At 60.9% G+C, this 24,533-nt stretch carries 28 protein-coding genes and 1 riboswitch; of the genes, 17 read left to right on the forward strand and 11 right to left on the reverse strand.

Annotated features, from left to right (window positions below; translation table 11 throughout):
• Nucleotides 1-230: 230 nt before the first annotated feature.
• Nucleotides 231-290: riboswitch (Fluoride riboswitch) on the forward strand.
• 62 nt (nt 291-352) lie between these two features.
• From crcB to IAE60_RS12795, 4 genes are all read left to right on the forward strand, one after another.
• Nucleotides 353-733, forward strand: a complete 381-nt coding sequence (crcB, locus tag IAE60_RS12780) for a fluoride efflux transporter CrcB (protein WP_187572544.1) — start codon at nt 353-355, stop codon at nt 731-733.
• A gap of 12 nt (nt 734-745) precedes the next feature.
• Nucleotides 746-1,420: a DUF6988 family protein gene (locus IAE60_RS12785; protein WP_187572545.1), complete on the forward strand. Its 675-nt coding sequence runs from the start codon at nt 746-748 to the stop codon at nt 1,418-1,420.
• Between the two features lie 224 nt (nt 1,421-1,644).
• Complete coding sequence (locus IAE60_RS19050; RefSeq protein ID WP_222937125.1) at nt 1,645-1,779, forward strand: hypothetical protein; 135 nt, start codon at nt 1,645-1,647, stop codon at nt 1,777-1,779.
• Between the two features lie 63 nt (nt 1,780-1,842).
• Nucleotides 1,843-2,259: a type II toxin-antitoxin system HicB family antitoxin gene (locus IAE60_RS12795; RefSeq protein WP_187572547.1), complete on the forward strand. Its 417-nt coding sequence runs from the start codon at nt 1,843-1,845 to the stop codon at nt 2,257-2,259.
• 366 nt (nt 2,260-2,625) lie between these two features.
• Here IAE60_RS12795 and IAE60_RS12800 read toward each other — a convergent pair.
• Nucleotides 2,626-3,776, reverse strand: a protein-coding gene (locus tag IAE60_RS12800; RefSeq protein WP_229767007.1) for an IS3 family transposase whose coding sequence is annotated in 2 segments (ribosomal slippage) — nt 2,626-3,530 and nt 3,530-3,776 — 1,152 coding nt in all. Because the reading frame shifts where the segments join, the coding sequence is not laid out codon by codon here.
• A gap of 207 nt (nt 3,777-3,983) precedes the next feature.
• Here IAE60_RS12800 and IAE60_RS12805 point away from each other — a divergent pair.
• Nucleotides 3,984-4,526 carry a hypothetical protein gene (locus IAE60_RS12805; protein WP_187572548.1) on the forward strand — a complete coding sequence of 181 codons (543 nt, stop codon included), beginning with the start codon at nt 3,984-3,986 and terminating at the stop codon, nt 4,524-4,526.
• Nucleotides 4,527-4,549: 23 nt separating this feature from the next.
• On the opposite strand, the gene IAE60_RS12810 is transcribed toward IAE60_RS12805, so the two are convergent.
• Nucleotides 4,550-5,314, reverse strand: a complete 765-nt coding sequence (locus IAE60_RS12810; protein ID WP_244966570.1) for a hypothetical protein — start codon at nt 5,312-5,314, stop codon at nt 4,550-4,552.
• Nucleotides 5,315-5,451: 137 nt separating this feature from the next.
• Here IAE60_RS12810 and IAE60_RS12815 point away from each other — a divergent pair, with 137 nt between their 5' ends.
• Nucleotides 5,452-5,796, forward strand: a complete 345-nt coding sequence (locus IAE60_RS12815) for a helix-turn-helix domain-containing protein (protein WP_187572549.1) — start codon at nt 5,452-5,454, stop codon at nt 5,794-5,796.
• A gap of 77 nt (nt 5,797-5,873) precedes the next feature.
• Here IAE60_RS12815 and IAE60_RS12820 read toward each other — a convergent pair whose 3' ends face one another.
• Nucleotides 5,874-6,455, reverse strand: a complete 582-nt coding sequence (locus IAE60_RS12820; RefSeq protein ID WP_187572550.1) for a hypothetical protein — start codon at nt 6,453-6,455, stop codon at nt 5,874-5,876.
• A gap of 177 nt (nt 6,456-6,632) precedes the next feature.
• Between IAE60_RS12820 and IAE60_RS12825 the strand changes: the two genes are divergently transcribed.
• A complete protein-coding gene (locus IAE60_RS12825; protein WP_187572551.1) occupies nt 6,633-7,754 on the forward strand; it encodes a PIN domain-containing protein in 1,122 nt (373 codons plus the stop codon).
• A 43-nt stretch (nt 7,755-7,797) separates the two neighbouring features.
• Here the strand turns inward: IAE60_RS12825 and IAE60_RS12830 are convergent, their stop codons facing one another.
• Nucleotides 7,798-8,880: a site-specific integrase gene (locus IAE60_RS12830; RefSeq protein WP_187572552.1), complete on the reverse strand. Its 1,083-nt coding sequence runs from the start codon at nt 8,878-8,880 to the stop codon at nt 7,798-7,800.
• Nucleotides 8,881-8,988: 108 nt separating this feature from the next.
• On the opposite strand from IAE60_RS12830, the gene IAE60_RS12835 reads away from it, so the two are divergent.
• The 4 genes from IAE60_RS12835 to IAE60_RS12850 all read left to right on the forward strand — a co-directional run bounded on the left by IAE60_RS12835 (nt 8,989) and on the right by IAE60_RS12850 (nt 11,149).
• Nucleotides 8,989-9,861: a DNA-binding protein gene (locus tag IAE60_RS12835; RefSeq protein WP_187572553.1), complete on the forward strand. Its 873-nt coding sequence runs from the start codon at nt 8,989-8,991 to the stop codon at nt 9,859-9,861.
• A 74-nt stretch (nt 9,862-9,935) separates the two neighbouring features.
• Nucleotides 9,936-10,208 (forward strand): BPSL0761 family protein, encoded by a 273-nt coding sequence (locus IAE60_RS12840; protein ID WP_187572554.1) that lies wholly within the window; start codon nt 9,936-9,938, stop codon nt 10,206-10,208.
• 2 nt (nt 10,209-10,210) lie between these two features.
• On the forward strand, nt 10,211-10,972 hold the full coding sequence (locus IAE60_RS12845) for an SseB family protein (protein ID WP_187572555.1): 762 nt from the start codon (nt 10,211-10,213) through the stop codon (nt 10,970-10,972).
• Between the two features lie 18 nt (nt 10,973-10,990).
• The gene (locus tag IAE60_RS12850; protein WP_187572556.1) at nt 10,991-11,149 is read left to right on the forward strand and encodes a hypothetical protein; all 159 of its coding nucleotides are present in this window, start codon (nt 10,991-10,993) and stop codon (nt 11,147-11,149) included.
• A 44-nt stretch (nt 11,150-11,193) separates the two neighbouring features.
• Here IAE60_RS12850 and IAE60_RS12855 read toward each other — a convergent pair whose 3' ends face one another.
• The 5 genes from IAE60_RS12855 to IAE60_RS12875 form a co-directional block, all read right to left on the reverse strand.
• Nucleotides 11,194-11,631, reverse strand: coding sequence for a hypothetical protein (locus tag IAE60_RS12855; protein WP_187572557.1), 438 nt, complete (start codon nt 11,629-11,631; stop codon nt 11,194-11,196).
• Nucleotides 11,632-13,240: 1,609 nt separating this feature from the next.
• Complete coding sequence (locus IAE60_RS12860; protein WP_187572558.1) at nt 13,241-14,197, reverse strand: hypothetical protein; 957 nt, start codon at nt 14,195-14,197, stop codon at nt 13,241-13,243.
• On the reverse strand, nt 14,194-16,092 hold the full coding sequence (locus tag IAE60_RS12865) for a hypothetical protein (protein ID WP_187572559.1): 1,899 nt from the start codon (nt 16,090-16,092) through the stop codon (nt 14,194-14,196). Before IAE60_RS12865 ends, IAE60_RS12860 begins: the two co-directional genes overlap by 4 nt.
• Entirely contained in the window at nt 16,085-16,702 is a 618-nt protein-coding gene (locus IAE60_RS12870; protein ID WP_187572560.1) for a hypothetical protein, read from the reverse strand. The genes IAE60_RS12865 and IAE60_RS12870 overlap by 8 nt, the downstream gene beginning before the upstream one ends.
• 717 nt (nt 16,703-17,419) lie before the next feature.
• Nucleotides 17,420-17,680 carry a hypothetical protein gene (locus IAE60_RS12875; RefSeq protein ID WP_244966571.1) on the reverse strand — a complete coding sequence of 87 codons (261 nt, stop codon included), beginning with the start codon at nt 17,678-17,680 and terminating at the stop codon, nt 17,420-17,422.
• 156 nt (nt 17,681-17,836) lie between these two features.
• Here IAE60_RS12875 and IAE60_RS12880 point away from each other — a divergent pair, with 156 nt between their 5' ends.
• The gene (locus IAE60_RS12880; RefSeq protein ID WP_187572562.1) at nt 17,837-18,910 is read left to right on the forward strand and encodes a hypothetical protein; all 1,074 of its coding nucleotides are present in this window, start codon (nt 17,837-17,839) and stop codon (nt 18,908-18,910) included.
• 210 nt (nt 18,911-19,120) lie between these two features.
• Nucleotides 19,121-19,519 (forward strand): H-NS histone family protein, encoded by a 399-nt coding sequence (locus tag IAE60_RS12885; RefSeq protein WP_187572563.1) that lies wholly within the window; start codon nt 19,121-19,123, stop codon nt 19,517-19,519.
• Here the strand turns inward: IAE60_RS12885 and IAE60_RS12890 are convergent.
• Nucleotides 19,516-20,265, reverse strand: coding sequence for a hypothetical protein (locus tag IAE60_RS12890; protein ID WP_187572564.1), 750 nt, complete (start codon nt 20,263-20,265; stop codon nt 19,516-19,518). The two genes, IAE60_RS12885 and IAE60_RS12890, sit on opposite strands and share 4 nt — an antisense overlap.
• A gap of 79 nt (nt 20,266-20,344) precedes the next feature.
• On the opposite strand from IAE60_RS12890, the gene IAE60_RS12895 reads away from it, so the two are divergent.
• Both IAE60_RS12895 and IAE60_RS12900 read left to right on the forward strand, forming a co-directional pair.
• Nucleotides 20,345-20,689, forward strand: a complete 345-nt coding sequence (locus IAE60_RS12895; RefSeq protein WP_187572565.1) for a helix-turn-helix domain-containing protein — start codon at nt 20,345-20,347, stop codon at nt 20,687-20,689.
• Between the two features lie 420 nt (nt 20,690-21,109).
• The gene (locus IAE60_RS12900; RefSeq protein ID WP_187572566.1) at nt 21,110-21,295 is read left to right on the forward strand and encodes a hypothetical protein; all 186 of its coding nucleotides are present in this window, start codon (nt 21,110-21,112) and stop codon (nt 21,293-21,295) included.
• Nucleotides 21,296-21,435: 140 nt separating this feature from the next.
• On the opposite strand, the gene IAE60_RS12905 is transcribed toward IAE60_RS12900, so the two are convergent.
• A complete protein-coding gene (locus tag IAE60_RS12905) occupies nt 21,436-22,581 on the reverse strand; it encodes an AraC family transcriptional regulator (protein ID WP_187572567.1) in 1,146 nt (381 codons plus the stop codon).
• A gap of 192 nt (nt 22,582-22,773) precedes the next feature.
• On the opposite strand from IAE60_RS12905, the gene IAE60_RS12910 reads away from it, so the two are divergent.
• Nucleotides 22,774-23,592 carry a DUF2306 domain-containing protein gene (locus IAE60_RS12910; protein WP_187572568.1) on the forward strand — a complete coding sequence of 273 codons (819 nt, stop codon included), beginning with the start codon at nt 22,774-22,776 and terminating at the stop codon, nt 23,590-23,592.
• A gap of 128 nt (nt 23,593-23,720) precedes the next feature.
• Nucleotides 23,721-24,503 (forward strand): hypothetical protein, encoded by a 783-nt coding sequence (locus IAE60_RS12915; RefSeq protein ID WP_187572569.1) that lies wholly within the window; start codon nt 23,721-23,723, stop codon nt 24,501-24,503.
• Nucleotides 24,504-24,533 lie beyond the last annotated feature (30 nt).

The raw sequence follows: 24,533 nt of genomic DNA on the forward strand, positions 1-24,533 counted from the left end.
TTTGCGGGCGTCTGTATCGTGTCCTTCCTTGCATGTGTCATCGCGGTTGTGACGGTGTGGCCACATTTGGGTTTACCGCCAATGCCCAGCGATTAGAGCTCAGTGCTTGTCGACGAGGATCACTTAGCGGCGTTGGCGGACGTTGCCGCAGGCGCTTGGGTGGGGCTCTCGGCTCAGGGGCAGGGCGCCGGCGTGTGCGATCGCCTCGCCGAGATCGCCATGGCGTAAGATGAGACAAAGGAGATGGCATTCCTCCTAAACCGCCTCTGGCTGATGATGCCTACGTAACCCTGGGAAGGGTCGTAGGCTACTGCGTCCTTTTCCAGCACTCACTCCCTGCCTGGAAAATCTCATGTACAGCTCTCTTCTTGCCGTCGTTGTAGGCGGATCACTGGGATGTGTCGCTCGCTGGCTCCTGGCCATCAAGCTCAATCACCTGCTCCCGAACCTTCCCTTGGGTACGCTGCTGGTAAACCTTGTGGGCGGATTCATCGTCGGCATGGCGATGGCATTCTTCCTGAAGTTCCCGGCCGCCAGCCCGGAATGGAAGCTGCTGGTGGCCACCGGCTTCTGCGGCGGGCTGACGACCTTCTCGGCTTTCTCTGCCGAGGTTGTTCTCATGCTGCAGCAGGGACGCACGGGCTGGGCAGCCGCGACCGTAGTCACCCATGTAGTGGGCTCTCTGCTCATGACATTCGGGGGCTACCATCTGATGTCCCTGATCGTTTCCTAGAACCTGCGCCGAATGACAGCCGATTCACCCCACGTCGGGCCCACCGAAGATCTTGCTCAGATCATCCAGCGCTCGGGGGAACTGACCGCCCTGATCGTCTCGGCCTGGCAATCGGTGGAGCGGCCGAATGATCCGCCCTCACATGCCGCTGAAGGCCTGTGCTCACTGGCCATTGAGCATGCCGTGGCGATCCAGTCTCTCTTGGGCGCGTTCCCGGCGTCGGCCATTGCCCTGATTCGCCCCCAGTTCGAAAGCCTGGTACGGGCCGTATGGGCGAAGCATGCGGCAAGCCCATCGGATCTGGATCGCCTGATCGCGCCTCTGAGCGCCCAAAGTCAGCAGGCCGCCAAGAAGCTGCCCGCCGTTCCCGAGATGCTGGCGCGACTGGAAAAGCGTGGGCCGCGCGGCACGGCGGCCCTGCTCGCCAAAGCGCGTTCGCGGTTGGGGGATGGATTGAATTCCTTCGTGCACGGCGGCATCCATCCTTTTGCGCGCAATCGTGATGGCTATCCGATCAGCCTGCTGATCGACATGCAGAAGAACTCCAACGCGCTCTCATTCCTGACGTTGATCGTTCTGGTCGAGATCACGCTGGATCCTGACGTTTCGGACTTTATGGCCACACTGCATCAGGAATTCGATGATGTCTTGCCTGCGTTAGAACCTTTCGATGTGCCAGCGCCCTGACATTCTTGCGCGTCGAAGCGTGGGCCTCAGATGGCATGACCGAGCCTGATCTGACGCCATAAGCAAAAATGTTGACACATAAGCATTTTTGCGTATTCTGTCAGTCACCCTTTCCCGGAACCTAACCCATGGCCGAACCTTTCCCAGTCCAATCAATCACTTAATTCGAGGAACCATTGAACAGCCGTTTGTTACGGCGGTGGTTGGTCAGTTTGGGTGTGCAGATGATTGAAGGATCCAGGCACACGAAGCTGTACTACCAAGGCAAGCAATCTACGTTGCCTCGCCATACTCAGATTCCTGATGTACTTGTTAAGGCAATACTGAAGCAATTGGGAATTGTGGAGCCGCCCCCATAAGGGGGCGGCGTTAGCAAACCGGCATGTCAACCAGACAAGAGAGAAAACCGAGGAGCCGTCCCCATGTATCGCTATCCCGCCAGGATCCTTCCTGACGGCACCGGATACGTCGTCAGCTTTAGGGATATCCCTGAAGCCCTAACGTCAGGATCAACAATGGAGGAAGCCATCGATATGGCTCGCGATGCTCTCGCGACCGCGATGGACTTCTATTTTGAAGACCGCAGAGAAGTCCCAACGCCCTCAAAAGCAAAACGTGGAGAGGTCGAGATCGACCTTTCCGCGAGTCTGTCTGCAAAAGTTCTTCTCCTGAACGAAATGCTTCGGGAGAAGGTCACCGCGGCTCAACTGGCACGTAAGCTTGGAACAAGCCCGCAAGTTGTGAACCGGATCGTTGACCTGCATCACGCAACAAAGATCGATACCATTTCCGATGCACTTTCGGCGATGGGCAAGCGGTTGGTGATGTCGGTCGCTTGAAGTAGCTGAAAGACTCAACGTCATAGATGCGTAACTACCGAGACCCCCGGCAAATGCCGGGGGTCTTTTTTTGGTCAACCGTGTCGCGCTCGAGCTGTCTATGAAAGAAGGGCAGGGACGCGCTAGCGGACCTAGGCCTGACTGTTTGGCGGCCGCTCAAGCCGTTGGCGTCCGCACTACCCACAGACCGAGTAGGGATGACCACAGGCTTTGGGCAAGGACCACCGCCGTCATCCCCGCCACGTCCAGTGAAATCAGCCCTGTCGCATAAGCCGTCAGGCAACCGATGCCGGCGAGCAAGCCGTAGCAACCGCAGGCCGCGGCGAGCCAGCCGCGCTCCTGGACCGGCCAGAGTTCTGTAGACACTCAGTCGCCGCTCTGCGCGTAGCGCCTTTCAAACTCTACCGGTGACAGTCCGCCAGCGGAACCATGCCGGCGGATCGGGTTGTAGAACATCTCGATGTAGTCAAACACGTCCGATGCCGCCATGGCGCGTGTCGGGTAGATCCGCCGCTTGATCCGCTCCTTCTTCAAGACGCTGAAGAAACTCTCGGCCACGGCGTTGTCGTGGCAGTTCCCGCGTCGGCTCATGCTCGGCACCATCCGGTGCGCTTTCAGGAACGACTGCCAATCGCTGCTGGTGAACTGACAGCCCTGGTCGGAGTGCACCATCACGCCAGGACCGGGCTTGCGCCGCCAAGCCGCCGCCACCAGTGCCTGCAGCACCAGATCGCTGGTCATCGTCGAAGCGGTTGCCCAACCCACGATCTGGCGCGAATACAGGTCCATCACCGCCGCCAGGAACAGCCAGCCCTCGTAGGTCCGGATGTAGGTGATGTCCGTGACCCAGACCTTGTTCGGTGCCTGTGGCCCGAAGTCCCGGTTGAGCACGTTGGCCACCACGCCCGCCGGGCCGCCGCGATGACGCGGCTTGCGGCCATAGCCGACTTGGGCACGCAGACCTTCTGCCCTCATCAACCGCAAGACGCGGTGCCGACTGCATTGCTCGCCGGCCTCGCGCAGGTCCAGGGTGATCTTGCGATAGCCATACACCGTGCCGCTGGCCAGCCAGTGGTGCTTGATCAGCCCCAGCAGACGCTGATCTTCGCGCTCACGAGCGCTGGCGCCATGGCGCAGCCAGGCGTAGTAGCCGCTGCGCTGCACGCCAAGCACCCGGCACATCGCCACCAAGCGGAACTCCCGGGCGTGCGCGCGCATGAACGCGTACTTCGCCCTTACCCCTTGGCAAAGTACGCGGCGGCTTTTTTTAGGATGTCGCGCTCCTCGGTCACCCGCCGCAGCTCAGCCTTGAGCCGTCGGATCTCGGCCGAGTCGCTCGGCGCAACCGTGGCTCCAGGGGCCGGTACCGTCTTCTTGGCCGCCTGCACCCAGCCATACAACGTGTGCTTGGGAATCCCGATCCGGGAGGCGACATCCACGACCGTGAAGCCACGCTCGATCACCTGCTTCACCGCTTCGGCACGGAACTCATCCGTGTACTGCTTGCTGTTGCCCATAAACACCTCGGTCATTGCCATGAATTATGGCAACCGGATGTCTACGAAAGGCTGGCCGGTCCACTGTCTGGCACGCTCGCGGCCACCACCGCCTTCCTTTACGCCACTGATATGGTTTCGTCTGCGCGAGGCCGCAACACGGTCTACCTGCAGAAGTTCTACAAGTCGCTGCACTATGACCTTCTGATAACAGCAAGTAACAGCTTGGTGATCTACGTGATCCTGAGCGCTTCTGCCCAGCAATACGTCCTATCGAACATCGATATCGGGCTCTCGGCAGTGCCGTTCTTCTTGGCCGGCATCTACGCCTTGGTCTTGCCTCATTCCGCCACGCTGGCTTTTCGTCCCAAGAAGCGCATGATCTGGCTGATGGCGGCCGTCCACGTCATGCTGATGACGGCGTGCTGCCTTCTGCTTGTGCGCATCCATTCGGGGCAGTTCTCAGGCCCTGCCTCGCTCTGGTTGCAGCTCTCAATCTTCGCTGTTGGCTGGACGCTCTATGTGGGCGGGAAGCAAGCGCGTTACCTCGTAGCAGGCGGACGTTTGGACTTTTCGGAAACCCATCGCCAGTTGTTCTTGCAGCTTAGAGGCGGAAGACCTGGGCTATACGACGAACTAGCAGCCGTAGCGGAGGCCACGAACAGTAAGTTGCGTACGCTGAAGGCCAAGCAGGCGGCCGACCTTAGAAGTCAGCGTAGGCAAGGCAAACCCAGGGGCCGACTCAAATCGGGCAAAGGGAGCCGGTCCTGACACCCTCTTGGGTAGGTTCCGTCTCAGATCAACCCTAGTGCCGGTGGAGACATCCAGAAGGTATCGCCAAGATCAGTCGCAATCGTCGAGAACACCTGAGTAAGTGCACTGTCGGGGAGCGAATGCGAGGGTGAGAAGCATAGCTTGCCGTCCATCGCGGCCCGAGCGTACCTGAGCCGACGCGGCAGCTCACTGCTCAGAGTGAACTTCAATATCTCCGCATTGCCTGGATACTGCAGCGACACGGAAGCCATGCTGCGCACGGCCGCCCAGCAGGCATAGCGCCAATGCCCCAAGCCGTACTGACTTTCGTCACGCGCCAGGATCGGAGCCAACTCAGAGAGAAAGACGTCACCGAATTGGTGGATACGCAACTGATGCTGGAGGTAGGCCGTTACTTCCTGGGGTATCAGCTCCTGCCATATCTCCAGCCAACTCGTCGCGTATGCCGATTGACGACCATTGCTCGTCAGGTAGTGCTTAAGGCAGCCCTCCAGTTCAGTGAAGGGGGTCTGGGTCCAGGTGTAGGTCCATGCGATCTTCTCGCCAGCCACGATGTTGCTATCTGGCTGCAACTGGGGGTCGACGCGGATCAGGCCCAGCATCACCAGTACGGAAAGCAGGGCATGAGTCGCCTGAGGCGTGGGCGCTAGCCGAGCGCGCGTGTTGTGGGCATGTACGAGCGAAAGCAGGTAGAGCGCACCACGGGCGCCCAGGTGTTGGACATCGCTAATGATCGGCGCGTCGGGGCGGCTTGCGTCAGCAAGGAGCGGCTTTGTGCTGTTCATGATCCGACAAAGGCACCCAGGCCGATCGATCTCAGGGCTGCTGGCCCGGGAGGGCCGTTGCCTACCCTCTAAGAATATCTTAGTATCCAAGTGCCCGTCACTTCCGCCATCCTTATTGCTTCCTTGAGGGGGCAAAAGTGGCCAGGCGGACAGCAGAACACCCGGTTTTCGCACAACGGCTCGCGTTTGCGCGCGAGCGTGCCGGGCTGTCGCAGAAACAGCTCGGCATCCTTGCCGGCATGGACCCCGCCGTGGCCTCTCCGCGCATCAACCAGTACGAACGGGGCAAGCATGAGCCCCAGCTCAAGACAGCCAAGCAACTGGCTGAGGCACTGGGCATACCTGCAGCATTTCTCTACACCGAGGACGAGCTGTTGGCGCAGCTGCTGCTGCAGTGGAATGGGCTCTCGCTTCGTCAGAGAAAGGACGTGCTGAAGAGCCTCGAGAAGGCGTCCGGCACACGTAAGCCCACGGCCTGCTAGGGACGAACCCACACTGAGAGCTTGATAGCGGGGCGGGCTGGATTTGCCCGGCACCTCACGGGCGCGGAGGCGGAGACTTAACGCGGCTCGGCTACATACACATGCACCTGTCCATCGTCGGGGTGATGCATTTGTACGATCAGTCGCTTCTCACTCTCCGCCACCTGCAACATGTGCACGCTCAGCAATTGCCAGATCAGTTCCGCCCATTCTTTGACGGGCCGGACCAGATCGATCACTCGGGGGCCGGGCTTGTATGGATTCCAGGTATGCAGGACTTCACTGGTGACGTCATAGAGCAGGGTGAAGTCTGAGCGTGTCAGGGCGGGAGTATCGACTGGGACCAGATGCCCGGAGCCTACACCCGAGACGGGAACCGGAAAGAAGTCCGGGTTGATCAATTCCAGCTTCTTCAAGATGCGCTCGGCCTTCCAATGATGGCCAAAGTCCTGGTGATGCTTGGCGTAGGCGTCCTTGTTCGCGGCCAAGGACGAAAACGCGATGAGCTCGAGCACACGGCGCAGACTGAGGCAGGCCAACTCAAGGTCGAATTCGGTACGCGAGGTGGAGAACTCGCCCGCATCCAACTGACGTATGAGCCCGACGCGCTGTTTGGCATCGGTCATTAATGCACAGTAGAGCTGGGCTTCGGCTTCCATGAATGCAGGCAGTTGGTTAGCGCAGTGGAGCAGACACTAGCGGGGCGACAGCGTGTTTTCAATCGAACACAGCCCCCCGGCTCGCGTTCTCGGCAAGCCGCCCAACACGACTCACATGCGGTGATGTGCCAGGACGCTCTATCATTGCTAGTAGCCGACATCAGGACGCCCCTCACCATGCCACTGAAAGTCATCCTGGATACAAACGTGTACACCAGCGACCGATTCCGGCAAGGGCAGGGGTTCAAGACGCTGAGTACCTTGTGCACCAACGGGCACACGGAGGTGCTGCTTCCTCACATCGTAAAGCGCGAATTCGAGACGCAGCTCGATGCCAACGCCGCCAAAGTAATCGCAGAGTTCGAGAAGGCCAGCAAGCAGTTGGCACGCGGCCCTATTCCCAAGGATCTTCGAGCTGAACTCGATACCCTTCGGGAAAAGTTCAAGACACGGAAGCCGGAAGTAATCGGCTCCCACGCAGCGAGCTTTGCCGAGTGGCAGCAGGCCCATGGAGTGAGCGAACTGGCGCTCAATGGCGACCATGCCGTGGCGGCCATGCTGAACTACTTCACCGGCGGCCCACCGTTCAAATCAGCCAAGAAGCGAGATGACATTCCTGATGCGCTGCTGTACCAACAGGTAGTCGACCTGGCACAGCAAGGCCCCATCGTCTTTGTATGCAAGGACGCGACTCTCTCCGCGTCTGTCGGCGGTATCGCCAACATTACGCACTACGCCGACCTCAACAGCTTTGTGGCGTCGCCGCAGATTCAAGCCGTCATAGCCCAGCAAGAGGCTGCGGAGAATGCGACAAAGTTGTTGCAACGGCTTAAGGCCTTTGCAGCCGACCTACCGAACGCACTAACCGAGTATGTCTCCGATCACGGCGCTGAAGATTTGGCCAGCACCCACTTCAGCTCGCCCAGCATTCCCGGTGATGACCGCGAAGCCTACATCTACATGTTTGGCAGCTTGTACGACATCGAATTCGATTGGGACAGTGCGAGCTATCACGGCGACATGGTCTTCGTGGTGCCCTTCTCAGGGGAAGGGGAGTTCAACATCACCTACTACGTGCCGAAATGGGACGTGGAGGAGATCGATAACCGAGGCGGCAGTTATAGCTACCACAACGACTACGTAGTGGAGGCCGACGAGGAAGCCGCCCTGTGGGTCAATGGCAGGTTGCGCATCAAGCTTGCTGACGACTATCAACCCGGGGACGAACTTGAGGATGCAATCGAGGAATTGACGATCGACGAGGTGGATCCACCGGTTCTAGTCGAAGACAAGAACTAACGCTTCAGCGGCGACAAACGCTGCTTGATGCGGAGCCGACACACTACGCCTCCCGGTCCAGCATGGTCGCCGCCGGATTGGCTTCGGCACTGCCAGCCTGAAAATACCCGATCGCCTGGGCGACCGAGCGGTGCTCGGTCAGCGCCATCAAGGCGGGCAGGGCGATGCCCTGGCGGCCACCTTCGGTGATGAAGCCCGAGCGCAGGCTGTGGCCGGCAAAGTCGCCGCTCAATCCAGCCAGCACCGCCCGCCGCTGCACGATCGCCGCGACCGCCTTGGGCGAGAGCGCCGGGCCCACCCGATCGCCCCAGAGACGGCGGAAGAGGGGACCTTCGGCAATGTTCGCCGCCCGCAACCAGGCGTCCAGCGCGGCGCCGGCGCGCCCCAGCACCGGCTTGTCCGGCGTGGCGGACGCACTGGGGCCGGCCTGCTGGGTCTTGCTGTGCTCCAGCCGGTAGACGAAGGCGGCGGCGCCGACACGACGCAGGTCCTGCCAGTCCGCCGCGGCGATCTCGCTGCGCCGGCGCCCACCACTGGCGAAGCCGAACAGCAACAGCGCCGCATCGCGCCGGCCCTCCAGCGAGTCATCGCAGGTGGCCAGCAGCGCCTCGAGCTCGGCGCGGGTGATGGCGGTCTTCTTGTGCGGCCGCTCGCCGCGTTTGACCGAGGCCCGGCGCCCGCGCTTGAGCAACTGGCGCACCGCCGGCGCTTCGCACGGGTTGCTCGCCTTGTGCGCCTGGTGGGCGGCCGAGAGCACGGCCACGCGGTGCACGACGGTACTGAGCTTGAAGGCCCCGGGTTTCTGTTTCAGGCCGGCGGCGATCAGCTGCGCATCCAGCGCCGGCGGCAGCTCCCAGGCCAGCCCGGTTTTGCCGCGCCGGGCCAGATGGTCGACCACGAACTGGACCACGGCCGGCTCGGGCACCGGCAGCGCGATCGGCTGGCCGAAGCGCCCCTGGAACCAAGCCGCCCAGTAGCGCAGTGCGCTGGCGTAGCTGCGGGTGGTATTGGCCGCGGCGGCCTCGGCCAGCAGCTCGCGCACGGCCTCGGCCGCCTGCGCGGCCAGCCGGTCCGGGGCGAGGGCAGGGAGGTTGTCGGGGCGCGGCACCAGTGTGTTAGATTTCATATGTCGTATGTATCACTTTGTACGAAATAGAGCATCTACTGCCGATAACTATCCCTTATCGGCGGTAGATCAGCAACGGGGCAGGGCGCGCGCGTAGGAGGCAGTGAGATGGCCAGAGGCGTACAGGAAACCGAGGTATTCGAGGCGGCCGACGCCTTGCTTAGCGCCGGCGAGCGTCCCACGGTCGAGCGCGTGCGCCTGCGCCTGGGTCGCGGCTCGCCGAACACGATTGGGCCGCTACTGGACGCCTGGTGGGCCCAGTTGGCCGCGCGTGTGCAGCACCGGCTGACGCTGCCGGCCGTGCCCGAGGACGTCGGCGTAGCGTTGGCCCAGGTGTGGGAGCTGGCCTTGCAGGCGGGGCGCACCCTGGCCGAGGCCGACATCGCCCCGGAGCGGGCGGCCTTGGCGCAGGTGCTGGCCACCCTCGATGCGCGCCTGGCCGCCGAACGCGAGGCCGTCGCCCTGGCCCAAGCGGGCCAGCAACAGGCCACGGCCGAGGTCCAGGCCGCGACGGCTGCGCTGGCCATCAGCGAGCAACGCGCCAACGATCTCAGCGGCCAGGTCCGCCAGCTGCAGCGGCACCTGGAGGAGGTAGCCCAGCGCGAGGCCGCGCAACACGCACAGCTGCAGGCCGCGCTCACCCAGGCCGAGCAGGAGCGGAGCACGGCCACGCGCGAGCGTGAGGCGCTGCAGGCGCATCTGCGCCAGAGCGAAGACCGCGCCTACACCGAGATCGATCGGCTGCGGCAGGAGCTCAAGGCGACCAAGACCCAGCTCAGTACGCAGGCACGCGAGCATGCCAGCGCGTTGCGCGCCGCCGAGCAAGCCCAGCGGGCCGCGGAGAAAGCCCAACACGTGGCCGAGCGCAGCAGTGCCGCAGCCCAGGCCCGCGTGCACGCGCTTGCTGCCGCGGCGCCATCGAAAGCGCGCCCTGCAAAGAAGACGGCCACGAGCGCCCGCCGTCGCGCGCCCGCGAGCTGACGCCGGGCGCTGGCTCGCCTCTCGCTTCGCAGGTAAGCTAAGAATTCCTTAGTACTGGATGGTGGAGCTCAGCGATGACGCTGCCGGACGAGCGCACGCGGAATGTGCTGCAAGCGGGAGCCTTCCTCAGGCAGCTGGCCGCCAGCCAGGCCGTGCCGAAACAGGTGCGGCAAGAGGCCTACCGCCTGCTGCGCCACTATCCCACCGTCAGCGATATCGAGGCCATTGCCGAGCACGAGGAACGGTTGCGCACGCTGACCCAGTCGGCCTTCGTGCGGCCCTACCTGACCAGTCAGATCGAGCCGGACTGGTTCCGCGGCTACCCGCTCGGCCCCCATCGCCTCTGACGATGAAGCGATCGAGCAGGCCGCGGGGAAGCGGGGCCACGGCGGCCGAAGCGGCGCTGGAGGCTTCGTTTGAACGCGCCCGTGACAGCGCGGGCGAGGAACGCGCCTTCTTCAAGCGGCTGATGGATGCGATCGTGTACGTGCATGCGCCGGTGTCGGACGATGCGCGAACACCGCGACTGGTCCAGTTCCGCCATCCTGACGGGTTCGATGCGATCCCTTTCTTTACCTCGCTCGGCAAGGCGCAGGTAGCCAGCTCGGCGGCGGTCAAAATTCTGGGCGTGTCCGGCCGTGAGCTGCTATCCGGTACGCGCGGGGCCACCTTGATGCTCAATCCCAACGACGGTGGCGTTGTCCTCTATCCGGAGGAAATCGCGACGTGGCTGGATAGGGGCTTTCTGGCCAGGGTAGAACGGCTGGCGCCGGCGGAGTTCGTGGTGGGACCTGCCATCGGCGCACCGGCTTGGCTCGTTCCTGCCATTAGCCGCAGCCTCGAGCACGCCACCTTCGTGTCGTCGGCGTATCTGTTGGAAACGCACGCGTCAGCGGGCACCGAACAGCCGCCTGGGCTGTTGATCTGGCTGGTGGTCGAGCTGGCCTTCGCCGAGCGGGCCGCGCGGCTAGTGACCACCGCCATACAGCCTTTGTGCGCCGAGGTGGACGTCATCATCGACGTGGCGGTCCACGACGTCTCGCAGCCGCTGCCGGCGGGCCTGGAGGATCCCCAGATCTTGCCCGTGTTCACGAGAATCCCGCCCACCTGAGCGCAGCTCACCCGTGCCATGAGCCCTGAAGACAAGCTACTAGCACTACTTCCGGAATTGACCGAGGAAGAGAAGGATCGCCGGACCCGCGAGGGTTTGGCCGACGTCGACGCCGGACGGACGATTCCGCACGAGGAACTGCTGCGATGGGTCAGGCGGCTGTCGGCGCCTTCTTAAGGCTCAGGAGTGTAGAAGCGGGGCGCAGTAGCTGAGTATGTGAGTTAGAACCCACCCGCATTGCCATCTTCAATGAACTCAATGCGGGCCGCTTCAAGGACAGCCTGCGGATCGTGTGCGAGCACCTCGGCCGGACACTCCCCGTTGAGAAGCACATGCGGGGTAAGAAACCATTCGACTTCACTCCAGCCGGTGGGCGAGCGGTCCTTGTCGAGGTAGCCGCCGTGGTCCCGCATGATGCGCAGCATCTCTGAGAAGTGAGCAACGGGCCATCCGTCTTGCTGAAACTGCCACGCGGGGAATCGGTAGTGGGGCTGGGGGTCGGTGAGATACACCCCGAGCAGCTGCCCAGACTTCCGCATCTCGGTAGCGCCCGCGCCAAGGTCTTCTGCCGTGGCCCAGTTCCTGGACAGCTCGGTGCGCCGTGCTGCGGCCATCGCTAAGATCGATGTTGGGTCAGGCACGCCTGGACTTGAGGTCATGGATCCGTTCCAAATCGGGGCGGCATCAGGCTGCGACGTGCAAGAACCTGGGCCGTCCAGTAAAGCCGTGACATTTCCTGGAGTGGCCTAGATCGGGAAATGTCACAGGTTTACCGGCCGGGATGTAACAGATATACCGATCCCGCTGTTCATCGCAGAGAAACTGGTAGCCGCTAAGTAACTGTTTCTTGGTACGCCTCGGCGCACCAGAGCGACTGGGCTTGCAATGACCATTGCAAGCAATGTGGGACTTCTCGGGACCAATGTAGACATTCTTACCGCTTTGGTGCCCATCGCAGAGATTTTTCGGGCTGTAGAGTGTCTGCCTTTCTAACCAGTAGGCTGGTCTCCAAACCAGAGGAAGTCCAATCGGCTTCGCTGCCACCTTCTGCGAACGAAGACGACCGGCTTCCAGGCCACTCCCGGTGGCGTATGGGGGGACTCGATTTTGGCCAAGGTGTGATAGGCCGCGGTCGCGTATCCTCGGAACAATACTCGTCCGTAGGCACGCATGTAGTCGTCGAGGCGATCACAGTCCGCGTGTTGGGCCATCGTCAGGCAGATCTGCCGGAGAATGGCTTGGACGGGCCGAGAAAGGATGCGCCCGTCAAAATAGAGCCTGTCCTTAACACTATATGCCCTCACCAGAATTACAGAGGGGCGGGGCTGCCACTCCTCATACTCGGATGTGCCATCGATCCCCAAGCAGATTCGCTCGCGCTCGGAGAAGCTGCCGGCCGGAAACTTGGAAGCCACACAGCGCGACACCCGCTTCATGGGCAGTTCGAAGGAAAGGGGTAGCTCCAGGAAGAGATCCTTGGCTCTACCTGTGTCACTTGCTATCCGTAAGAGATTAGCCCGTTCAGCATTCTCGGTTCTCTTAGCTTGATGTTGAACGGTCGACCGTCTGGTCAGGACATCCGTTGCTGTCGGTGAGGGGTGGCGCCAGGGGAGCTTGGTCTTGAAAAGCCCCATCGCCGCATCCTCCCAGAGGGGCAAGTCCTGCTCCAATCCGAATACGTCTCGCTGGATACGGCTTTCGCGGGCCCACTTCAGATACCGCCCCACGTGCCTGGTTCTGGCATTTATCAGCTTCGCAGGTTCCTGGAGCAGTTGCCGGTCATCCACAAAATCCATTCCGCACACGCACACTAGAGGCGATACGTCGGGCCGAATGCTCTTCCAGAGGGGCGCAGCGCAGGTAGGGCAGCGTGATGTCAGTGGGACATCATGCCAGGGACAGCGATTGACCCAAGGCATTTGAAACAGCAGCGAGTGATATCCGGTCTGAAGGCATTCGAGACATACAGTCAATGTTGTGCGCCAGTGGATATGCGCATTACCGAATGCCTGCCACTGTTCAACATTCCACGAAGGACGCAACGCCGATGCAGATGGCACCGCCTTTAGTAGCGAATCAATCAGTTTCCGTGATCGGCATAAGCGCTGGCTCCAGTCTTCGCTATAAGTCAGGCGCACGCCCATTGTGGCGAAGGCGTCCGATGGGACGAAGTAGTTGATCCGTAGGTTCTGGACGACAAATCCAAAAGAGGAGATGCCAGCGAGATCACAGACATCGCGGTGACCAATGGTAGGTAGGCTGCTGCAATCAGAGGTCATCACTGAAAACCACCTCGCCTGATTCGGCGTTGTACAGGGCCAGATCCGAGAAGCGAACGGCCGCGCCGATGTGCTCAGGAGTAAGTCCAGAAAAGCCAGGGGAGCAGATCACTCGAGTCGAAAGGAAGTATGCGATCAAGCTGGTTGCCTTCATGGGCCAATCATCAAACTGCGATCGACGAGCAGCCACTCTCTGGATGCAGCCCTCTTCCCATATCCGAGCGCTCTCATTACACATGCGGAACTCGCCCTCATAGATTCGCGGGGCGAGGTGCCTTGGTAAAGAAACACCGGCTCCCGCTGCATGCTCTACTTCGTCCTCGAATCGCTGTAGAAATACATAGAGGTCGTCTGGGCCACGAATTCCGTGCATGCGGTGGTAGCGTGTCAGATAGCGACTTCGAATCTGCGGCGGAACCATGAGTGTGTTGATGCCTTCTTTCTTTCCAGAGGTATGGCCGTCCTGAAAGAGGAATATTCCGAAAAATGAAACTCCGTTCTTGTAAAGAGCTTTGTCGATCGTGCAGATGTGGTTGAAAGCATCAGCCTCCAGTAGGTTGGCGTCGTCGAATATCGGCATGAAGCGACGTGCTCCTGTGGGCTGGAGCTGCATCTGGACATTGCTCACAATTCTTTCGAGCTTCTGATCACTACCCTGTCGAGCAACAGTTCTTACTCCGATCTGCGTTAGGAACCAGTCGAATACGGCGCCCTCACCGCTTCCAACCGCTCGCAGATCGAGATGTTTGGCCACGTAAGCCACTCTCTGCCAGGCGTGGTAGACGCATATAAACTCTGCAAGCGTGCTCTTTCCAAAGCGGGTGAAAGAATGCAACCCCATCCCGTGGTATTCCGCCTCTATGGCTGATGCAACCTGCGTGAGCTGATCCTCCATTGCCGCCGTCGGGATGATGGGACGCCCCTCATGATCGAAGAAGGTGGTCATGGCGGACTTGCCTTCTTGCCAAGATTCACCCGTCCCGTGAGCGGGACGTACACGTCGACCAGACGGGAGGCTGGTTTGGCGGAAGCAGTACTGGAAGCGGGTTCTGTGACCAGCTGGGTAGGAGAGGGAAATGAACCTGCGGCAGCCAGCTCCGTACGGTGTTTTGCCATCAGGGTGGCGGCCTCTCGACTTTCCGAGAACTTTTCACGTAAGTAGTGCTTCAGTGCATAGACGGCGCAGGCGGCGCCCTTGATCTCAAGCCTGCCCGCGCGCGACAGACGGTGGATCGTTTTTCGAAGTCCTAAACTATGCGGCGTGCGGCTCCATGGCCGCAGGGCTCGAAGGACAACAAACAACTCCCCCTTTTCGTCATACAGGTTGATAAACCTAGCATCGAGGATGTCGACCGTTGCAGAGTACTTCTTTCCCACTAGATCCCAACGGCCCCGCAAAGAGATGGAGCGGTATCGCGCATGTCGGAATCTCACGTAGGGTTGTCGCTTGCGCTTCTTAGATCCCGAGATCTTGACCGAGCATTGCAGAGTGGACAGCATGTTGGCACGCTCCGCATGGTCACGCGCGGCGAACACCCAGCCACCCGTTCCCACAAATGTTTGAAGCACCTGGATGGGGGAGCGATTCTGTAGCGCATCCAGTTCCGTAGCGTTTGCGCCGCTGATCGTGACATCCATCAGATCCTCAAGCGCAGTGGTATCGGCGGGGTAGACCTGAGGATCGGACGTGTTTGTGTTGGTGGCCGTATCGCTGTTCTCACCCGCGGGGCGATAGGCTCCGGGAATTTCCCTTATGACAGTCTCTTCGATTCTCTTGTTCCACGCTTCCAAGTGACCGCGCGTCTCCGGAACGTGAGCGCGACCGAAGTGGATGACTCCCAGCAGCTGGCTCGCCATACGTTGGCGATTGACGTCCAGCCGATGCGCCATTGCGTTGTCTGCGCTGGTTATTGATGGCATCGCCACGACGCCGATCGCCGGTGCCGTGCCAATGCCACTGCCAGGCACGTAAACCATCGTCGGCGCAACCAGGTCGCGTGGCGCCCATTGCCGAAGACTGTTAGCGCACGTCACATTGAAGTCAGTGCCGCTATAATTGAGGCCGAAGGACAGCGTCCAGCTCGAGCACAAGCGCAACAGCGCAAAGTAGCCGACGATCAGCCAGGACCGGAGGATCTGCTGCAGAAAGGGCTGGCCGTTGCCATCCTCACCTTCAATATAGAACGGGCAGTCCAAAGCATGTCCGTCGTACTGTGCCCAGTCGGTGAGCTGCAGGGCAAACACCTCGCCCAGTTGGCCCGCTGCATTTGCATCCTCGACCTCAAAGTCCTCATCGATGAACGGTTGTCCTTCGCGCTGCACATGCAAGAATGCGAGAATGCTGCGACGCGCGTAGGTCTTGTCGTTGGCGGGATAGCGATCTTTAGGCACGTTGTCCCGTATCCACTTGCACAGGTTCTTGAAGAAGGATTCGAACCTCCTGCTGGGAGCATTGCGGCCTGGAAGCGGACCGGAGTAGTCGGTCAGCAGTTCCTGGAAGGCAGTAGCCTTCTTCAGAAAAGCCTTGAACGCACCAGGGGCGGCAAAGGCTGGGTACTCATCGGCTTCGGCGGTGTTGGTATGCCTGACGCGATGGGGAATGCAGGCGCGCCAGCCCCAAGGCTTGCGGTCTGGTGCGATCGTGCGGGCCTTCTCTATGGTCGCTGCCAGCGTCTTTACGTGGACGCCATACTGTTTGGCGGCCGACGTCATGGACGATCCCGCCGCGACGGCGCGTACAGCTTTGCGCCGAGCGTCGAAGGCATTCTTTTGATCAGGCAGCAATTCGCTGGGCTCAAACTGATCCCACTGTCCAATCTCCAAGAGGTTCAGCTCATGCATGGGCTGCCTCCGGCAAGGACACCCGTGTGGAGACCATGAGGCGCTGGTTCACATCGAGATGGAGAAGGCCGCGATGGATGAGCCAGCACGTCGCGCTGCGCACGTCACGCCAGTCAAACGGGCCGCACAGGGTTCTTTCAATGGCATGGAAGGAACTGAAGGGATGGGTCCGCATATGCTCAAGGACGGCATCGGTGAATACGGTGAGACCTGCCAAGGCATCGGCCGCTTGTACGTAAGGCAGCAATTCCAAGCGCGTGGCATTTGCGACCCTGGCCAAGATCAGCGACTGGGGCTTGCGGATGGCCAGTGTCAACCCGGCGGTTCGGGCCGCTTCCAGGAGCCTGCTGCATACACGTTCTTCGGCTCGTACAGCCTGAATGCTGGGCTTGGACTGGCGGCGAAAGATGGAAAAACTCTCGGCGCCGCTTCTCCGACTGACCCAGAAGCACAACTCGATCTGACGATCCTCGACTGAAAGGAACCGTGGTCGCTCGACGTAGCTCACCACATCGGGATCGAACTCATACTCCAGCGCGAGTGCAAGTCGGCAGGGTTCTACGACGGAAACGACCCGCATCTTGTGCTTGGGTGACAGGTAGTAATACACGTCGTTCTTGCGCTCTTCACGGGGGGTAAGAGCGCGAGAAGTTAGGGGTGGGTGCGGATCCTCTGCATAATACGCACGCGATTCGGGGTTCAGGGGGCTAGTCACGTGCTTCCCCACCTTCGGTAGATGCACGTGAGGAAGACTGAGCTCCGGTCGTGAATAGTCCAAGGGTTGGGCGGACCTGTGTCGAGAGGACCGGAATGTCCATGACGGTATCGGGCAATGGCAGTCGCCACTCAGTCAGCACGTGCTCTGGCTCTTGGTAGACAAACAATCGAACCAGACGGTTTCGGGCCACGTCATAGACCGCGTAGCCTTCGTACTGACGTCGGCCAAGCTGGGGACGGGGCGAGGTATCGTCGTGGATCACTTCCACCCGGTGCACATACATTTCGGGCAAGTGATAGGGACGCGGCTCAGATCTGGAAAACACCAGATACCGGGGCTCGACCTTTGAACGGATAGGGCTCATGGCGCTACTCCAAGCAGTTCTCTCCCGCACCCGAACTTCCAGATAGGAAGAGGTGTACCAAGTGGCGAAATGGGAGTAGGATCAGCGCGTTCGTGCTGTTCGCTGCTCTAAAGACGCCCGGTCGCCACCGGGCGTCAACATTTCTGGCTTAGGCCGCTGGTCTGAAATACTCTTGAGGTGCCTGCGTGAGGTCGGCACTGTCACCTATCGCGGACGCGGGAGTGCGGCATAGCTCCCGGATGCACTTACTGGGTTGAGCTAAAAGTGAAAAGACGGTCGCCGCCAGAACGGCGATACTGGTGCGCCAGCCAATTGGCGACGTCTTGGGCCAAAGCGAACTTGCCGCGCCGGTTTTCCACGGCAAACACACGCACAGGCACGGTGCCACGCAATTGCGCCTGGCGAAAAGCGTCCAGCGAGCTGTATCCGAGAGCCCGCCAAAGCTCCTCCTGGCCGATCAAGGGCCCATAGGTACGGAGCAGATCGCGCGTCAGCAGGTCTTCCAACGCCTCAGGTGTTGGTCCCAGTGGAGATGCAGCAGGCTCCGCCACACACATGCTCCTTCGGGTCTATGTCATGACAACGCTAGCGCGTTGCTCCGTGGGAAGGTAGGAGTAAAGGGTTTACTCTAGCGGTGTCATAAGCCACTGGGCGGCCTACTGATGTCCGAGTACGAGTCCAAGCGCATTGCGCAAATCTACAGGCGGATTGATGCCGGAAATAGTGCCTACTTGATGGAGCAGGTAATCGGTGTACTACGGGTCAGTGCATGGTTTGAGTTTTTACGCGCCAATTTGCCTGGCGATGCACCGCTTACACCCTATGCGGTAGGAAGACTGCTTCAGCCCGAAACCTATGTGAAGGAGGGAGCGCATCACCAGAACCTCTGGGCGAAGTATGCGCAGGGACAACATGTTCCAAGTGCTCTCACTCTCAGCAAGATTGAGGTTCATGTGCCCGGAAGCGCTGCAGTGCTGAATTCGCGGTTATGGTGGATGCTCGATTGCAAGCGGCCGAGGCATATGGATGTGGCGATGCTGGATTCGCTGCCTTATCCGATACGCGACTGCATGTTTGTCCTCGAACAAGGTCGAGTCGTCATCGCCCGATCTTGGGATGACTCGCTCGATCGCCTATGTGAGCGAGCCAGCGGCTTGGAAGCGTTGGTGGCGGCCGTCTGGGTGCTTAGGGAGGCTCTGCATGCCGGAGATGAGGATAATTACCTGAGCATCGGGGAGTATCTTCACTCCATCCTGCTGATGGTGCTGGCATCGAAAGAGCTGCACTGCATCCGCTACACGTTGATGGCCTTCTTCTTCGAGTTTGTTTTCCCGCTTTGCAGCGGCAGGGACCTGACGTTAAATCCTGACCCCCAGCAGTTATTGGAGAGCGCCGAGGCATTTGATGAGGTCCGCTGGCTCTACGAGGACAGTGGAACCGTCGAGCCTGTCCACCATGGCGATTCCTCGTCTTGCTACGCGTTGTTTGAGGGAAGTTTGGGCTGGGATATGCGCCTTGGGCTCGGTCCCCACTATGGCGTCCGCGAAGGGGCCAGCAATCCGGAGGCTCACTTGTACGCTAGGCGCTGTCGAATCTATCGGACCTGCGCGCTGGCTGTATTGGGGCAGGGCCCTGCCGTGAGTGTGCCGCCTAGAGCGGTGCGCCTGAGAGTATGTGGCGGTGAAGCCAGCGCTGCGTTTCGATCGCGGCGTCTGCGCGATATGGCTGTTTCATAGGAGCGTCGTACCTGCGATACTGCACTAGGAGAGCTTGCTGAGCGCGAGCGTCGTGATTTCGCGCGGCAATATGGTCACGCAGTTCAGCCGGACCAGGAGTCCGCTTCTCGGTAGGGATGCGATCGATCCAAGCGGGCATCAAGCACACTCACAGCAGGGTGTTTACACTCCATTTCCCGCTGCTTTCTTTTCCAAAGGTCACCACACCGCATGAGTAAGCCCACCCTGGACTCCATCGCCACGGCCAAAGCCAAGCTGGAAGAAGAACTTCGCAACCTGGAACGGCAGGAAGTCCAACTGCGCCAACAACAGGCGGCTGATGCTTTTGCCGAGGTTATGAATCTGGTGGGCCAGTACAACGCGCATTTCAGCGCCAAGCAAAAGGCAGAGATAGTGGCAGCGGTCGGGGCTAGCAACGCCGCTCGGGTCAAAAAGTCCACCGGCAATCAGGGGGTGGCGCCCAAGTACTGGTTGCCACACACGCAGGAGACGTGGAGCGGCCGCGGGCGCCCGCCACGCTCCTTTACCGCCTGGGAGGGCACCGCGGCCTACAAGGAATGGAAGGCCAAGCATCCCAACGAGAAGTTCCCCAAGTATCCGGGCGCCTAGCCAGACGTCATAAGTGCAGGGTGCAGGGCCTCGGTACTTGGCAGGGCGGTCCAGTAGGTGGGTCCGAGATTGAACCACTGACACGCAAAGCCTTGCGCCAGCGCCGTCGGCGGCCGCACCGAAGATGGGGTGAAGCCACAGCGGCCGTAACGACCGGCCGCCACTGCCGCGGCACGTCGCAGGATCTCGCCATACATGCCTTCGCGTACCCGGGAGGCGGGCAGGGTGCCTTGGCGCGCCAACGCGGCGCCTTGGCGGACCGCCGCCCACGCGCAGTATCGCCATTGCGCGGCGCTTAGCGACAGGCGCGACAGGCGCTGGGCAAAGGCCATGTCCTGCTGCCAGTGAAGGTCGAATTGGCAGCGGACTAACTGCTCGGCGTAGAACGCTTGGGCCTCATCGCACACTAGGCGTTGCCACAACGCCGCACCTAGGGTCAGGACCAGTTCGTCGCAAGGTACCGAGGCCAGAAAATCCTCGATCGCCGGCAAGGCGCTCTCGGCCTGGTAGGAACTCCAGGTCCACTTCCATGGAATGCCCTCCAGCGGCGTCTGCCGCGCTCCTAGCATCGAAACTGATGCCTCCCCCGGCAGGGCCAGGATCTGATGGGAAGCCAGGATCTGCAGGGCTTCCATGGCCAGCTCTGTCGTGGGCGCAATCGCCAAACGCTGCTGGTGAGCTTGAAGCAGGGCCCACAGGTACACGGCACCAGGCAATCCCAGGTCATCCAGCGTGTGAGGCGTCATCGAAGCCGGCCGCATTGCAGGGATACTAAGATTAACTTAGTATCCAGCGGCAGGCACTTCGGCCATCCTTTTCATCTGGATGCGACCCGAGGCCTGTGTGTCCGAATCAGCTGACAAGCGATCGAATTTCGCCAGGCGCCTGAAACAGGCGCGCCTGGGACGAGGCCTGACGCAGGCTCAGCTGGGTGTTTTGGCTGGTATGGAGCCCGACGTGGCGAGCACCCGCATCAACCAGTATGAGCGTGGCGTCCATGAGCCGCGCTCGGCCACGGCCAAGCAGCTGGCCGAGGCCTTGGGCGTTCCGGCCGCCTTTCTCTATACCGATGACGATCTGCTGGCCAAGCTGCTGCTTCGGTGGGGATCACTGACCAAGCAGCAGAAGCGCGAGCTGGTCAAGCTGGTCGAGGCCACGCCCGGAAAGTAGAGGGACAATCGCATGGGCGATAGCCTTGGGGAGGTGTCCCGTCGGGCACTGACTCCGCCAGCGTGCTCATTCACCCTACCGAGCCCTGACATGGGGTCGTCATCTGCTGATGGCGAAAAGACCAGTTCGGAATAACCTCCGAGATTCTGGGCAATGAATCGGATTGAACGATTAGGGATCGTTATCGAGGGTAGGGCAGTTGTGGGTCAGTGGTGCCGGCTACTACCTACGGATGGGCACGGTAGCCGGCCAGTGGCGCTACCTGGCGACTGTGATGGATCGCTACTCCCGCCGTCTGCTGGGCTGGTCGCTGGAGCCCGAGCGCACGGCTTTGCTGACCCGTCGCGCCCTGGCTGCTGCCCTGCGGACACGCGCGCCGGCCTGCGGTACGCTGTCCACAGTGATCGGGGCATCGAGTTCATGGCCAACGGCTTCAGGCGGGGATTGGCGCGGGCCGGGCTGGCGCAGTCGGTCAACCGGCCGCACCGCATGAACGACAACGTGCACATGGAGTCATGGAACAAGTCGATGAAGTCGGACATGTATCACCGCTACCGCTTCGACAGCGAACGTTCGCTGCGCTCGGCGATCAACTACTACATCTAGTTCTACAACCGCCAGCGCCTGAACTCGGCGCTATCGTTCGCCGGTGGAGTTCGAGCAGTGTTGCTAGAGAATCGGTGTCCACTGTTCCGTAGGAGCTGCCCGCCACTTCGCGGCACAGCTTAACTCAGACACTAGGTTGCTTATGGAAGAGTCCCGCCATCGAGCGAAAATGGATATTCTCCAAGCGCAGCCCCATGTAATTCGCCGTTCGGAATCTGCGGCGGTTCGCCCTTCAGGCATGCCGTTCGATATTCTGTAGGCGTGATTCCCATGAGCGCTTTGAACGCGCGATTAAAGGGCCCTAGCGAAGCAAACCCACTCTCACCACTGACATGCAAGATATTATCGACGGCTGTGGGCATCGCTAGCAGTTTGCAGGCATGAGCGACGCGGTACCGGTTGAGCAGCTGATTGAAATTTCGTTCGCCCAGTTGCCGAGTGATCAGTTTGCTCAGGCGATACTCGGCAGTACCCAGCCGCGCCGCGAGTTCGGCCACCTTTAGGTGGGGCTCGCGGTAAACCTGCAGGACCTCTAATTGTTGTTTCAGCAGCGTCGCCAGCCGCGCATCGTCTTCGCATGGGGCCGGGGCCTGCTTGGTCGGGGCGGGGCGATCGCGATGATTGGATGGTGCGGGAACCTGGCGCCGATAGCGGAAAGCAAGGTGGGTGAACGTGATCATCGCGGATGCGCAGAGCGCTACAATGCCGGCGCGCCACGGAGCCAATGTCGGGAATGCATGCGCGAGTTCACCGAGTAGGGTGGTGGACAGCACAGAACTGCCATAAACCACCATGAACGACAGACGCAGCCGTCGTTCAGAGGGCGTCCACTTCATCGACCAGCCGCGCAGCGGCTCGAGAAAACTCAACGCCAGCAGGGATGTGCTCGTCAGGGTGAGCATGGCATCGATTGCCACCACTAGCATCGATGGCGAGGCGTTCGCTTGCATGGCGGTGCCGCGGTGGATGGCGATCAGGAGTGCGACCCCAACCGCCAGTAGGAGATGCCGTAGATGGACGCCCTGCTCGCCGCGGAACAGGGCCCTCGACACGAGCCAGAAACCATTGCAGGTCGCCGAACCCCCAATCGCGACGGACCATCTGATCCATGCCGGCGCATCTCCAATCCAGGGCGACATCAAGGACAGCGCCAGCGATCCGCTAACCACCGCAAACAAAACCTCAGCGTCCCGCTTGGCCCGTCGCAGCAGCAAGATGAACAACGACAACAGCGACATCGCAACCGCTACCGCGGTCATCGCAATCGCCACTTCGTGCATCGCCATGTCCCCCCGAGCGCCTGAGCGGAAATTGTAGCAGACAGACTGGACTGCATCCGCCAGGGGTGGCTGCTAAACGGCGCTTGAACGACGATTTCCGTTCACGCAATTCGATTAGCCGATTCGCGAAACGGCGAGATGCAGGGGGGGGTAACCCGGCAAGGTTCTGCCATATCCGCCCATGCCTGCGCCCGTCGAATGACCCCAATCCCCACCCTCTCCCCCACGCGTGCCTTGCAACTTGGCGCCTCGGCCTGGTTTGTTGCCGCAACACTGGGCCAGTGGGCATTCGTCCTCTTCATCTTGGCGTTCTTCGGCGGGCACACCTTGGGTGGCGACCTGGCCGGCCTCAACGACAAGCCGCACGTGACCGGCTACGTCCCCGGGGATACGTTCGGCAACCTCCAATTCATCGCACACGCTCTGATGGGGGGCATCGTGACCTTCAGCGGCACGTGGCAGCTCATTCCTGCATTGCGACGCCGCTGGCCGCACATCCATCGCTGGAATGGACGCCTGTTCCTGGGCATCTCCCTGCTGGGCGCATTGTCCGGGCTGTATCTCACCTGGATCCGTGGATCCCGATTGGGGACGGGAAGCAACGTGTCGATCACCCTGAACGGGCTGCTGATCCTCGTCTTCGCCACGATGGCCTGGCGCAGCGCATTGAAACGCGATTTCGTTCGGCACCGCAGGCACGCCCTGCGCGCGTTCCTGCTGGTCAATGGTGTCTGGTTCCTGCGCATTGGCATCATGCTCGCTGGCTTGGTGCTGGCTCCGCTCGGGGTCGAGATCAACTACCAGGGGGTGGTCTTCGTCGGCGTCAGCTTCGCCAGTTGGGTGCTTCCGCTGGCGGTGCTGGAGCTGTACCTGCGCGTCGAACGCTCGCAGCGGGCTGCGCCCCGATACGCCATGGGCGGGACCCTTGGCGTGCTCGCGCTGTTGATACTGACTGGCAGTGCTGCGGCCGTCGCCTTCATGTGGCTACCGGCGCTGAGCCCGGGGAGCGCGCCATAGTTCCCGCAGAACACGTTGAGTCGGCCCCAATTACGCACTACCCCTCCGCGAAACAGCGTGGTCGACCACTGGTCGGCCGGCCAGGGACTAGACCAGAACTTTCTTTGTGAAATGCCAGGAGACTGAAAATGAAACGCAATGCTGCAACCACGGCGGTCCTTTTTCTGCTGCTTGCCGGTAGCGGTCCCATTATCTCGAACGCCGACGCGCGCGATGCGGACACGCGGACCGATGGCGGCGGACCCCGCGGTACGGATGCGATCGACGTCAGCGACAAGGCCACGAGGAAGATCTCGATGGCGCTCGGCATGGAAATCAATGATTTTGTCGTCACCAGGCAGGAAGATGTCGAGTCGGCCGCAGGATCAACAACCACCCAGTACACGGTGAGGACGTCCGACGGCGGAAACTACAAGTGCCAGATCATCGAGCCTTCCCGCGCTGGAAAGTTCTTCTCGTTCGGTACTGCTGCAGGCGCGGATGCACTGTGCACAGAATTCACTGGCTCGAACGTCAACGAGACACGAACGGCGAGCACCGCAGGTGGAAAGGGCGCCAGTTCCAGCTCAAGGTCGGAACCAGTTGCCCCGGTCACAATCAGCGCCAAGGCCGCGAAGAAGATCTCGATGGCTATCGGCGAGGATACCGACCGCTTCGTGGTGACAATGCAGGAAGACGTGGAATCTTCCGTGGGCATGAACGGCACCGAATACACGGTCAGGACGAACGGCGGGAGGACCTATAAATGCCAGGTCCTGGAGCCTTCGAAGCTGGGAAAGATTGTGAGTTTTGGGACCGCCGGTGGCGCGGATGCCCTATGCACAGACTTCACCAAAGGTTCCCCCGATCGAGGCAAGACCAACCAGGCCAACTGCAACGCCCTACTGCGTGCGGCGCACAAGTGCGACTAACCTGCGGCGCGTCGCCGAAACTGTCGAGAG

The sequence above is a fragment of the Pseudoxanthomonas mexicana genome, assembly GCF_014397415.1.
GTDB classification, from domain to species: domain Bacteria; phylum Pseudomonadota; class Gammaproteobacteria; order Xanthomonadales; family Xanthomonadaceae; genus Pseudoxanthomonas_A; species Pseudoxanthomonas_A mexicana.

Bases quoted from the DNA above. Each gene is read 5' to 3' on its own strand.
- IAE60_RS12910 (WP_187572568.1), top strand. From the start codon at position 22,774: ATGACCCCAATCCCCACCCTCTCCCCCACGCGTGCCTTGCAACTTGGC.
- IAE60_RS12860 (WP_187572558.1), bottom strand. From the start codon at position 14,197: ATGACCACCTTCTTCGATCATGAGGGGCGTCCCATCATCCCGACGGCG.
- IAE60_RS12830 (WP_187572552.1), bottom strand. From the start codon at position 8,880: ATGAAATCTAACACACTGGTGCCGCGCCCCGACAACCTCCCTGCCCTC.
- IAE60_RS12820 (WP_187572550.1), bottom strand. From the start codon at position 6,455: ATGGAAGCCGAAGCCCAGCTCTACTGTGCATTAATGACCGATGCCAAA.
- IAE60_RS12900 (WP_187572566.1), top strand. From the start codon at position 21,110: ATGGCCAACGGCTTCAGGCGGGGATTGGCGCGGGCCGGGCTGGCGCAG.
- IAE60_RS12845 (WP_187572555.1), top strand. From the start codon at position 10,211: ATGAAGCGATCGAGCAGGCCGCGGGGAAGCGGGGCCACGGCGGCCGAA.
- IAE60_RS12880 (WP_187572562.1), top strand. From the start codon at position 17,837: ATGTCCGAGTACGAGTCCAAGCGCATTGCGCAAATCTACAGGCGGATT.
- IAE60_RS12825 (WP_187572551.1), top strand. From the start codon at position 6,633: ATGCCACTGAAAGTCATCCTGGATACAAACGTGTACACCAGCGACCGA.
- crcB (WP_187572544.1), top strand. From the start codon at position 353: ATGTACAGCTCTCTTCTTGCCGTCGTTGTAGGCGGATCACTGGGATGT.
- IAE60_RS12890 (WP_187572564.1), bottom strand. From the start codon at position 20,265: ATGACGCCTCACACGCTGGATGACCTGGGATTGCCTGGTGCCGTGTAC.
- IAE60_RS12915 (WP_187572569.1), top strand. From the start codon at position 23,721: ATGAAACGCAATGCTGCAACCACGGCGGTCCTTTTTCTGCTGCTTGCC.
- IAE60_RS12850 (WP_187572556.1), top strand. From the start codon at position 10,991: ATGAGCCCTGAAGACAAGCTACTAGCACTACTTCCGGAATTGACCGAG.
- IAE60_RS12840 (WP_187572554.1), top strand. From the start codon at position 9,936: ATGACGCTGCCGGACGAGCGCACGCGGAATGTGCTGCAAGCGGGAGCC.
- IAE60_RS12785 (WP_187572545.1), top strand. From the start codon at position 746: ATGACAGCCGATTCACCCCACGTCGGGCCCACCGAAGATCTTGCTCAG.
- IAE60_RS12795 (WP_187572547.1), top strand. From the start codon at position 1,843: ATGTATCGCTATCCCGCCAGGATCCTTCCTGACGGCACCGGATACGTC.
- IAE60_RS12855 (WP_187572557.1), bottom strand. From the start codon at position 11,631: ATGACCTCAAGTCCAGGCGTGCCTGACCCAACATCGATCTTAGCGATG.
- IAE60_RS19050 (WP_222937125.1), top strand. From the start codon at position 1,645: ATGATTGAAGGATCCAGGCACACGAAGCTGTACTACCAAGGCAAGCAA.
- IAE60_RS12835 (WP_187572553.1), top strand. From the start codon at position 8,989: ATGGCCAGAGGCGTACAGGAAACCGAGGTATTCGAGGCGGCCGACGCC.
- IAE60_RS12895 (WP_187572565.1), top strand. From the start codon at position 20,345: ATGCGACCCGAGGCCTGTGTGTCCGAATCAGCTGACAAGCGATCGAAT.
- IAE60_RS12905 (WP_187572567.1), bottom strand. From the start codon at position 22,581: ATGGCGATGCACGAAGTGGCGATTGCGATGACCGCGGTAGCGGTTGCG.
- IAE60_RS12865 (WP_187572559.1), bottom strand. From the start codon at position 16,092: ATGCATGAGCTGAACCTCTTGGAGATTGGACAGTGGGATCAGTTTGAG.
- IAE60_RS12885 (WP_187572563.1), top strand. From the start codon at position 19,121: ATGAGTAAGCCCACCCTGGACTCCATCGCCACGGCCAAAGCCAAGCTG.
- IAE60_RS12810 (WP_244966570.1), bottom strand. From the start codon at position 5,314: ATGAACAGCACAAAGCCGCTCCTTGCTGACGCAAGCCGCCCCGACGCG.